The organism is Immundisolibacter sp. (assembly GCF_028696615.1).
GTDB lineage: Bacteria > Pseudomonadota > Gammaproteobacteria > Immundisolibacterales > Immundisolibacteraceae > Immundisolibacter.
In genome coordinates, this window is sequence record NZ_JAQVGQ010000091.1 from 1 (window position 1) to 9,538 (window position 9,538).

The following is a 9,538-nucleotide window of genomic DNA, read 5'->3' on the forward strand; positions in this document are numbered from 1 at the left end:
GTCCCAGCGGCAGGTGGTGACGTGGGTCTCGATGTAGCCCTGGTGCACGGTGGCGGTGGTGTATTCGCGCTCCACCACGATGTCGGCGTCCTTGAAGCCCTGCTCCACGTCGCCGGCGGCCAGCTGCAGGCGCCCGGCATTGGGCAGTGCCTTCTGGGTCGGGAACAGGAAGGCGCCCGGCACGTAGTCGTCGTGCAGCACGATGGCGCCGTCCTTGACGGCCTCACGCACGTCCTGGATGAACGGCAGGATTTCGTATTCCACTTCGACCAGCGCGGCGGCCTCCTCGGCCACGTGCGGGCTGTCGGCCGCCACCGCGGCCACGGCATGACCGTCGTAGAACACGGTGTGCTTGGCGATGCAGTTGTCGGCGATGTCCTGCATGCTGACGTGACCGCCCTCACCGGCCGCCACCACCGCCTGGTTCAGCGGCGGGAAGTCTGCGCCGGTGATGACGGCCTTGACGCCCGGCAAGGCCAGCGCCTTGCTGGCGTCGATGCGCTTGATGCGCGCATGCGGGTGGGGGCTGCGCACCACCTTGCCATAAAGCATGTCCGGCAGGTGGAAGTCGTCGCCGAACTTGGCCTGACCGGTGACCTTGTCGATACCGTCGCGGCGCACCGGGGTGGTGCCCAGCACCCGCCATTTGCGGGGTTTGTACTCGGGTTCCATGTTCATTACGCAGCCTCCTTCGCCATCATTTGGCTGGCCTTCAGAACCGCCCGGATCAGCTTGTCGTAGCCGGTGCAGCGACACAGGTTGCCGGCCAGCCACAGACGCGCTTCTTCTTCCGTCGGGTTGGGATTTTTCTGCAGCAGCGCCTTGGCCGCCATCAGGAAGCCCGGCGTGCAGATGCCGCACTGCATGCCGGTTTCCTCCAGGAACGCCTGCTGCAGCGGGTGCAGCTTTTCGGCAGTGCCGAGACCTTCCACGGTCTCGATGCTGCGGCCCTGCGCCTCCACGCCGAGCACGCAGCAGGAATTCACCAGCACGCCGTCCAGCAGCACGCTGCAGGCGCCGCAGTTGCCGTCGTTGCAGCCTTCCTTGGTTCCCGTCATGTGCACCACGTCGCGCAGCGCCTCGAGCAGGCTCTGCCGCGGCTCGACCAGGAATTCCAGCGCCTCGCCGTTGAGCGTCGTCTCTACGTGGGTTTTCTTCGCCATGACCTCAAGCTCCCTTGGCACGCTCGATGGCGCCGCGCAACGCGCGGGCCGTCAGCACCTTGACCAGATGTTTGCGCTGCTCGACCGTGCCGCGCATGTCGGTAATCGGCTTGGCCGCCGCCTGGGCGGCGTCCGCCGCCAGCTGGATGCTGTCCTCGCTCACCGGCTTTCCGGCCAGCAGCGCGCCCGCCTCGCGGGCGAAGATCGGCGTCGGCCCCACCGAGGCCAGCGCGATGCGCGCCGACACGAAAGCCTGCTTGGTCGCGTCCAGCACCACGCTGGCGCCGACGCCGGCGATGGCGATATCCATCTCGTTGCGCGGAATGAAGCGCAGGTAGCGTGCGCCGCTGTTGGCAACCGGTGCCGGAATGTGCAGGCTGACCAGCAGCTCGTCGTCGGCCAGACACGTCTTGCCCGGCGCCACGCAGAAGTCCTCGACCGGCACCTCGCGCGTGCCGTTCGGGCCCAGCACCTTGGCCACGGCGCCGAGCGCGATCAGCGTCGGGATTGCGTCGCCGCTCGGCGCCGCGTTGCACAGGTTGCCGCCCACCGTGGCGCGGCCCTGGATGTGCACGCTGCCGATCAGGCTGATCGAGTCGACCAACGCTTGGTAGCGCTTGGCCACTTCGGCGTGCTCGTAGGCGCGCCGGCACGACACCGCGGCACCGATGGTCAGCCCGCTGGCGCTCACCGACAGCTCATTCAGTTCCGGGATGTGCTTGCCGTCGACCACCAGCGCCGGCTTGCGGCGCCCGACACGCATGTTGATGATGAGGTCGGTGCCACCGGCCAGCACGCGGGCATTGCCGCGCGCCCCCGCCAGCAGGTTGACCGCCTCGCCCAGCGACGTGGGCGCTGCGTACTCGAAGCTATGCATAGGCGCGAGAACTCCTTCTCCGTAAGGGGCGGGATCCCGCCACGACCTGACGGGATGGTTTTTTAAGACTGACCGGCCGGGCGCGCGGCACCGACAAGTGGTGATGCCCGGATCGCGGACTCTAGCAACTAGTCGCCGCCGTTGTCACCGGGGCCGCTGCGGTCGGCGCCGCGCACCATCAGCGCGGCCAGCCCCGCCAGCAGCAGCGGCGCGGTCAAGGCGAGGAAAAAACCGCGCGGGCCGAAATCGGCCAGCACCAGGCCGCCGGCCGCCCCGCCGACCACCGTGCCGACGCGACCCAGTCCGATGGCCCAGCCGACGCCGCTGGCACGCACCGCCGTGGGATAAATCGACACGGCGAGGTAATTGAGGGCGATCTGCGGGCCGCCGACGAACAGGCCAGCCAGGCCGATCAGCGCGAACACCAGCGACCAACGGCTGCCGGCCGCCGCCAGCAGCAGCGACACCAGCACCGCCCCGGCCAGCAGCGCCAAAATCACCCGCCGCACCGCCAGCCTCGGCAGCCACCAGGCCAGCGGCAACATGAACACCAGCGCCGCGCCGTTGAGCGTGACCGTCGCCAGACCCGCCTGCTGCTTGGGCAGCCCGGCGGCGGTGACCACCGAGGGAATCCACAACACCAAGCCGAACCAGGCCACCCAGTTGAAAAAATAGGTGGCCCAGATCGCCAGCGTGTTGCGTCGCAGCGGCGGCGACAGCAGGGCCGCGGCGCCGACGCGGGCGGGCGCCTCCGGCAGCGCGAAGCGGGTCCCGGCAGGCGGCAGCGCCGCCGGCGCCACGCGCGCCAGCAAAGCGCGCAGCGCGGCCTGCCTATCGCGGCGCGCCAGGTAATACGGTGACTCGGGAAACCACACCGCCAGCGGCGGCAGGCACAGCAGCGGCGCCACGCCGCCGAGCACGAACACGCCCTGCCAGCCCCAGGCCGGGATGATCGCCCCGGCGATCAGGCCGCCGACGATGGCGCCGACCGGCAGGCCGAGCCCGGCCAGCAGCATCACCAGCCCCCGGTGGCGCGTCGGCGAGAACTCAGACGCCAACGTGTACACGTTCGGCGCCGCGCCGCCCATGCCGATGCCGGTCAGAAAGCGCAGCAGCACCAGCTGCTCGACCGTGCCGGCGAACGCCGTCGCCAAAGAGAACAGGCCGAACACGGCAGTGGCCAGCAACACCGCCAGCCGCCGGCCGTAACGATCCCCGAGCGGCCCGAACAGCACCGCCCCCAACGCCATGCCGGCCACCCCGGCGGTGACGATGGGCGCCAGCCCGCGCGGCCCGACGCCCAGCGCCTGGGCGAGCGCCGGCCCCGCGAAGGCGATCGCCTGGGTGTCGAAGCCGTCGAACGTGGTGACCAGAAAGCACAACAGCACCACGCGCACCTGATACGCGCCAAAGCGCGCCCGGTCGAACCAGCGTGGCAAATCCACGCGCGCGGCGTCGTTCATGCTCCCCTCCGCGGATTTTTTCGGCGCGGGAGCATAGCAGGCAGAGCCATTGGGATAAGGCGCCGAGCGACCCTACCAAACGACCGTTGACATCACCGCCCGGCGCTGCCAGCATCCGTCCGGCGCATGATTACGAAACGAACGTGCGCACCAGGGCGGGGAGAGCAGATACCCGACGGCTGCAAGCCGGCCGCGATCACCTGTGAAAAAAATCGAGCCCCCCGGCCACGGACGGCCCGCATTGCCTGATGCAGCCAAGGCGCCCCGCGGCGTCGACACGTCGTTGCACGAGGAGGATGGTGATGCACGCATGGCGCAATTGCGCGTTCTTGACGTTGGGGGTCGTTCTGGCCGCGTCGGCCGTGGCCAAGGTATCGCCGCAGGAGGCGGCCAAACTCGGCCTCGAAGGCACCGAGCTGACACCGTTCGGCGCCATCCGCGCCGGCAATGCCGACGGCTCGATCCCGGCCTGGGAGGGCGGCATCAAGACGCCGCCGGCCGGCTACAAGGAGGGCGGCTGGTACGTCGACCCCTACGCCGATGACAAGCCGCTGTTCACGATCACGGCGCAGAACTATCAGCAATACGCCGACAAGCTGTCCGCCGGCCAAATCGCCCTGTTCAAGAAATACCCGGATACCTACAAGATGCACGTGTATCCGAGCCGGCGCAGCGCGTCTTTCCCGCAGTGGCACTACGAGAACTCGATCTACAACGCCACCCGCGCCGACTGGTGCAATCCGCCGCCGGGGCCGAATCGCGAAAAGCGCTGTTTGGCCTCCAACACCTGGAAACCGGGCGTATTTTTTCCGATTCCGAACGACAACGCCGAGGTGATGTGGAACCACACCTTCCGTTTCGTCGGCAAGTGGTACACGGCGCTGGCCTACGGCTACAACGCGTTTCCGGACGGCAAGTACGCCGTGCAGGTCAAGCGTGACCGCTTCCTGATGCCGCTATGGATCGGCCCCGACGCCGGCGGCGATCCGCCCTTGACCGGCGAGCGGTTCACCCGCTCGGGCGGTGGTGGCCTGTGCGCTTCGCAGGAGGACATCGAACCACCGCGCAGCGCCGGCTCCATCTTCAGCGCCTGCCTATACCTGCAGGACACCACGTTCGACGCCTATCTGTACGTCCCCGGCCAGCGCCGCGTGCGCAAGGCGCCGGAAATCGGTTTCTACGACAGCCCCGGCACCGGTTCGGACGGCCTGCGTACCGGCGATTCGCGTTGGATGTTCTGGTTGACCGGTGCCGAAGAGTGGTACGACTACGCGCCGATCAAGCGCCAGGAGATGTTCATCCCCTACAACAGCTACAAGCTCGCCCAGCCGGGCCTGACCTTCGACGACATCGTGATGGCCGGCCACAACAATCCGGAACTCAAGCGCTACGAGTTGCACCGGGTGTGGGTGGTGGAAGCCACACTCAAACCGGGCTTCCGGCACCTGTCGCCGCATCGCTTCGCCTACTTCGACGAGGACAGCTGGGATGGCGCGCTCGGCGACATGTACGATGCCCGCGGCGACCTGTGGCGCGTATCCGAGGAGTACCTGATGAATTTCTACAACGTGCCGCTGCCCTATTTCTGGGGCGACGATCACACGGATCTCATCTCCGGCCGCCACTCGGCGCTGAACTCGTTCTACAACGTGGGACCGAAAGGGGTCGCCGCACCGCCCGACTTCAGCGAGAAGGGCAGGCCCGATCCGGACATCTACACGCCGGCCGGTCTGCGCAAGTTCGGCGTGCGCTGAGATTTTCACGCAGTCCGCGTCCCATGCGGGGCAACACGCCTTGCCCCGCATGGGCATGTTTGCCACGCGGCGCGCCGAAAAACTCCACGGACGGCCGTATCAGCGCGACCGGCCGGCATCCTCGATGCGCTGCAGACGCCCGCCGACGAAGGTCAGCACCCGCAGCGGCTGGCGGGTGCCGAAGTCGTAAACCCACTGCTCGACCAGCGGGCTGTCGGCGCCGATCGCGCCCGAGATGATCTGCCGTGACCGCGGCTCGCCGCACTGCTCGAGCACGTAGGCCGAGAAATCGCCGACCTCGATCAGCTTGTTGCCGCAGCGTATGCCGGCGCCGGCGCCCTGTCCCCACAGCGTTGCCGCGACCGCCAGCACCAGCAACCATCGGTTCATCGTCTCAGCCCCGGAAGATGAAATACGCGGCGCCCACCAGACACAGCGCCGCCCACAGGTAATCCAGGCGCAGCGGCTGATCCATGTAGAACACCGCAAACGGCACGAACACCGTCAGCGCGATGACCTCCTGCATCACCTTCAGCTGCGCCAGGCTGAGCGGCCCGTAGCCCAGGCGGTTGGCCGGCACCTGCAGCAGGTACTCGCCGAGCGCGATGCCCCAGCTCGCCAGCGCCGCCACCAGCCACGGCTTGTGCTGCAAATTGCGCAGGTGCGCGTACCAGGCAAACGTCATGAACACGTTCGAGAGCGTCAGCAGCGCCCCGGTGCGCAGCACCGCAAAGCCGGTGTCGCTCATGACCCGATGCCATCCACGACGACCATCTGCACGTCCGCGCAGTCACGCCGAAACGGCATCGCCTGCCGGTAGATGTCCGAATCGTAGAACGCCCGGGCGGCCTCCAGGCTCGGGAATTCCACGATGATGACGCGCGCCGTCTCGGGCGCGCCTTCCAGGGTCAGGGTCTCGCCGCCGCGGGCCAGAAAGCGCCCGCCAAACGCGGCGATGGCATCCGGCGTGCGCGCCATGTAGGCGCGATAGGCGTCGGCGTCGTGCACGTGGGCGCGATAGATGAGGTAGGCCGGCATCGGTCGGGTCCAGGTCAGGCTGGCGATCGGCCGGTGATGCGCAGCTCCACCGGCAGGGCGCTGATCTTGCGCAGTATCCGCCGGCGCCGCACCAGCGGCCACCAGTCGTAAAGATAGATTTCGAGCGGCCGCCACATGGCCACCCAGCCGCTGATCAGCAGGCCCTCGGCAAGGATGTCGCGCAGCGTGCCGGTCAGCATGCCGGCCACCAGACCGCGCGCGCCCAGGCAGGCGAACAGAAAACCGACGCCGATCAGCAGCGACAAACGCCCTTGGCTCAACAGCTGCTCCAGCCGGCGACCGGCGTGCGCCGCCCGGTAATCGAAATAGCCGCGGATGCTGTCGGCCAGCACCGACGCGGTCGGATCGTCCGGCTTGATGGCGGGCACATGGAAAACCAGCTTCAGTGGCGTGACGAGCGGGAATTCTTCGACCGCGCCGACGATGTACTGCTCGGCCTCGTCGTCCAGATCCTTGTCCAGGAACGGCGCCGGATCGAGCGAATTGAACAGCGCCCGCAGCTCGCGCAGGTGCACCTCGACCAGGTAGACCTCACCTTCGCGGCGATAGCGTCGCGCCAGTCGCGCCGCCGGACCGCGGCCGAACATCGGCGTCAGGCCACCGGCTGCCGGCCAAGGTAGTACCGCCGGCTGGTCGGGCGCAGCAGCAGCACGGCCGCCGCCGCCAGCAGCAGGGTTTTGGCGAGCAGCGTCGGCGGCAAGCCGGCCGGCCGGCCATCCAGCGCCGCCACCAGCAGCGCCGTGGCCACCGAGATCAGAAACACCACCGCCCCGCCGGTGGCGAGCCACCAGGCCCAGGCCTGACCACGCCGCAGCCCGTGCAGCAGCCACAGCACGCCAGCCACGGTGAGCACGCCCCGCGACAGCTCGGTGCCGACACCGCTGCCGAGCGCCACGTGGGCGCCTTCGGCGAGCGCGATCAGGCCGTAGGCGCCCAGCAGCAGCAGCGGCAAGCGGATCAAAGACACGGCAACCGGCGTCTTCGCACGTCGCGACCGATCGACACCGCCCGCGCCGGCACGTCAGGCCGCCTGTTCGGGGATGTCGTTGCCGATGCGGGTGATGCCGTTGGCGCCATCCACATAGACCAGGCGCGGCTTGTGCGTGAGCACCTCGGCGCGGTCCAGGCCGCAGTAGGCGGCGATGATGACCTTGTCGCCCACGCTCGCCTTGTGCGCGGCGGCGCCGTTCACCGAAATGACGCGGCTGCCGCGCTCGGCGCGGATGGCATAGGTGGTGAAGCGTTCGCCGTTGGCGATGTTGTAGATGTCGATCTGCTCGTATTCGCGGATGCCGGCCGCATCCAGCAGGTCGGCGTCGATGGCGCACGAGCCCTCGTAGTCGAGCTCGACCCGGGTCACGGTGACCCGGTGCAGCTTGGCCTTCAGCATGTACTGAATCATTGCCTGTACCTGCGGTGACTGGCGGTTGGAGATCGGTTCGGCGGGTTTACCGCTCGCGCGCGACGGCGAACGGCTGGTTGTCGATCAACCTGGCCTTCCCCAGCCAGGCGGCTGCCAACACCACGCGCCGGTCATCGCCCGGCGCGGGGGGCGCCAATTGTGCATTGCGAAATTGAAAATATTCAACACGAAAACCGGCCTCGTTCAAGGCCTTGGTGTGATACGCCTCGATGGCCGCGAGCGGCGCGTCGGGCGCCGCCCCGTCGCGCGCCGCCGCCTGCAGCGCGGCGTACAGCCGCGGCGCCAGCGCCCGCTCGGCCGCCGTGAGGTACTGGTTGCGCGAACTCATGGCGAGCCCATCAGGCTCGCGCACGGTCGGCACGCCGATGATCTCGACCGGCAGCAGCAGCTCGCGCACCACGGCCCGCACCACGGCGAGCTGCTGGTAGTCCTTCTCGCCGAACACGGCGCAGTGCGGCTGCACCAGGTTCAGCAGCTTGGTCACCACGGTCGCCATGCCGCGAAAATGCCCCGGCCGGAACTCGCCCTCGAGCGGTCGGGCGCTGTGCGTGGGCTCGACGTAGGCGGCCAGATCGAGCCCGTCCGGGTACATCACGTCCACCGTCGGCGCCAACAGCAGGTCCGCGCCGCAGCCGGCCAGCGCGGCGGCGTCGGCCTCCAGCGTGCGCGGGTAGCGCTCGAAATCGTCCGCCCGGTCGAACTGCGTCGGGTTCACGAACACGCTCACCACCACGCGCGTGGCGTGCCGGCGCGCGGCGTCCACCAGGCGCAAATGCCCTTCGTGGATGTTGCCCATGGTCGGCACCAAGCCGATGCGCTCGCCGGCCGCCCGCCAGGCATCGAGCCGGGCGCGCAGCGCGGCGGCGTCCGACACGCGCCGCATCAGTCGTAACCGTGCTCGGCGGCCGGGAAGCTGCCGTCGCGCACCGCCTGCACGTAGGCGGCGATCGCGCCTTGCAGATCGCCCTGCCCGGCCATGAAATTGCGCACGAAGCGCGCCGGCGAGGGGTTCATGCCGAGCGCGTCCTGCAGCACCAGCACCTGGCCGTCGCAGTCCGCCCCGGCGCCGATGCCAATGGTGGGGATGGCAAGCTCGCGCGTCACGCGCGCCGCCAGCGCCCGCGGCACCGCCTCCAGCACCAGCACCGCCGCGCCGGCCTGCTGCAGCGCGAGCGCGTCATCGACGAGGCGCTGCGCCGCCGCCTCGCCGCGACCCTGCACCTTGTAGCCGCCGAGCTGGTGGACCGACTGCGGCGTGAGCCCCAGATGCCCGCACACCGGCACGCCGCGCTCGACCAGAAACTCGACCGTCGGCGCCATGGCGGCGCCGCCTTCGAGCTTGACCATGTGGGCGAGGCCTTCCTTCATCAGGCGGCCGGCGCTGCGCAGCGCCTGCACCGGGCTCTCCTGGTAACTCAGGAACGGCAGGTCGGCCATCAGCAGCGCGCGCTCGATGCCGCGTGCCACGCACCGCGTGTGGTAGACCATGTCGTCCAGCGTCACCGGCACCGTGGTGGCCTGGCCCTGGATCACGTTGCCGAGCGAGTCGCCGACCAGCACCACGTCCACGCCGGCCGCATCCAGCAGGCGGGCGAAGGAATAATCGTAGGCGGTCAGGGCGGCAATGCGCTGACCGGCCTGTTTCATCTTGCGCAGGGTGTCTACGGTGACAGCCATGATGCGGGCTCCGCGCGGCAGCCGGCCCGGACTGCGGGGCGCGACATTCTAATGACCTGCGTTCAGCCCGCAAGCACGGCGGGCGGGGCGGACTGCGCGAGCCGCTGCACGCCGTGGCGGGC

General features: G+C 69.0%; 13 protein-coding genes. 1 reads left to right on the forward strand and 12 read right to left on the reverse strand.

Annotated elements, in window-relative coordinates:
- From PHC73_RS07535 to PHC73_RS07550, 4 genes are all read right to left on the reverse strand, one after another.
- Positions 1 to 678 (reverse strand): molybdopterin cofactor-binding domain-containing protein (locus tag PHC73_RS07535; RefSeq protein WP_300126357.1); only part of this gene is annotated, 678 nt, incomplete at its 3' end.
- The gene (locus PHC73_RS07540) at positions 678 to 1,163 is read right to left on the reverse strand and encodes a (2Fe-2S)-binding protein (protein ID WP_300126359.1); all 486 of its coding nucleotides are present in this window, start codon (positions 1,161 to 1,163) and stop codon (positions 678 to 680) included. The genes PHC73_RS07540 and PHC73_RS07535, both read right to left, overlap by 1 nt.
- A 4-nt stretch (positions 1,164 to 1,167) precedes the next feature.
- Entirely contained in the window at positions 1,168 to 2,040 is an 873-nt protein-coding gene (locus PHC73_RS07545) for a xanthine dehydrogenase family protein subunit M (RefSeq protein WP_300126361.1), read from the reverse strand.
- A gap of 128 nt (positions 2,041 to 2,168) precedes the next feature.
- Positions 2,169 to 3,503: an MFS transporter gene (locus PHC73_RS07550; protein WP_300126363.1), complete on the reverse strand. Its 1,335-nt coding sequence runs from the start codon at positions 3,501 to 3,503 to the stop codon at positions 2,169 to 2,171.
- Positions 3,504 to 3,865: 362 nt separating this feature from the next.
- Here PHC73_RS07550 and PHC73_RS07555 point away from each other — a divergent pair, with 362 nt between their 5' ends.
- Entirely contained in the window at positions 3,866 to 5,257 is a 1,392-nt protein-coding gene (locus PHC73_RS07555) for a DUF1329 domain-containing protein (RefSeq protein WP_300126365.1), read from the forward strand.
- A 99-nt stretch (positions 5,258 to 5,356) separates the two neighbouring features.
- On the opposite strand, the gene PHC73_RS07560 is transcribed toward PHC73_RS07555, so the two are convergent.
- Genes PHC73_RS07560 through panB form a run of 8 tightly spaced genes read right to left on the reverse strand, consistent with a single transcriptional unit; the run spans position 5,357 to position 9,416 of the window.
- A complete protein-coding gene (locus PHC73_RS07560) occupies positions 5,357 to 5,647 on the reverse strand; it encodes a DUF2845 domain-containing protein (RefSeq protein ID WP_300126367.1) in 291 nt (96 codons plus the stop codon).
- A 4-nt stretch (positions 5,648 to 5,651) separates the two neighbouring features.
- Positions 5,652 to 6,005: a DMT family protein gene (locus PHC73_RS07565; RefSeq protein WP_300126368.1), complete on the reverse strand. Its 354-nt coding sequence runs from the start codon at positions 6,003 to 6,005 to the stop codon at positions 5,652 to 5,654.
- Positions 6,002 to 6,295 carry a DUF1330 domain-containing protein gene (locus PHC73_RS07570; RefSeq protein WP_300126370.1) on the reverse strand — a complete coding sequence of 98 codons (294 nt, stop codon included), beginning with the start codon at positions 6,293 to 6,295 and terminating at the stop codon, positions 6,002 to 6,004. Before PHC73_RS07570 ends, PHC73_RS07565 begins: the two co-directional genes overlap by 4 nt.
- Before the next feature lie 14 nt (positions 6,296 to 6,309).
- Positions 6,310 to 6,903, reverse strand: coding sequence for a hypothetical protein (locus tag PHC73_RS07575; RefSeq protein WP_300126372.1), 594 nt, complete (start codon positions 6,901 to 6,903; stop codon positions 6,310 to 6,312).
- A 5-nt stretch (positions 6,904 to 6,908) separates the two neighbouring features.
- Positions 6,909 to 7,283 (reverse strand): hypothetical protein, encoded by a 375-nt coding sequence (locus tag PHC73_RS07580; RefSeq protein WP_300126374.1) that lies wholly within the window; start codon positions 7,281 to 7,283, stop codon positions 6,909 to 6,911.
- Between the two features lie 54 nt (positions 7,284 to 7,337).
- Positions 7,338 to 7,718, reverse strand: a complete 381-nt coding sequence (gene panD, locus PHC73_RS07585; RefSeq protein WP_300126376.1) for an aspartate 1-decarboxylase — start codon at positions 7,716 to 7,718, stop codon at positions 7,338 to 7,340.
- Between the two features lie 46 nt (positions 7,719 to 7,764).
- Complete coding sequence (gene panC / locus PHC73_RS07590; protein ID WP_300126378.1) at positions 7,765 to 8,622, reverse strand: pantoate--beta-alanine ligase; 858 nt, start codon at positions 8,620 to 8,622, stop codon at positions 7,765 to 7,767.
- Complete coding sequence (gene panB / locus PHC73_RS07595) at positions 8,622 to 9,416, reverse strand: 3-methyl-2-oxobutanoate hydroxymethyltransferase (RefSeq protein WP_300126380.1); 795 nt, start codon at positions 9,414 to 9,416, stop codon at positions 8,622 to 8,624. The genes panC and panB overlap by 1 nt, the downstream gene beginning before the upstream one ends.
- Between the last annotated feature and the right edge of the window lie 122 nt (positions 9,417 to 9,538).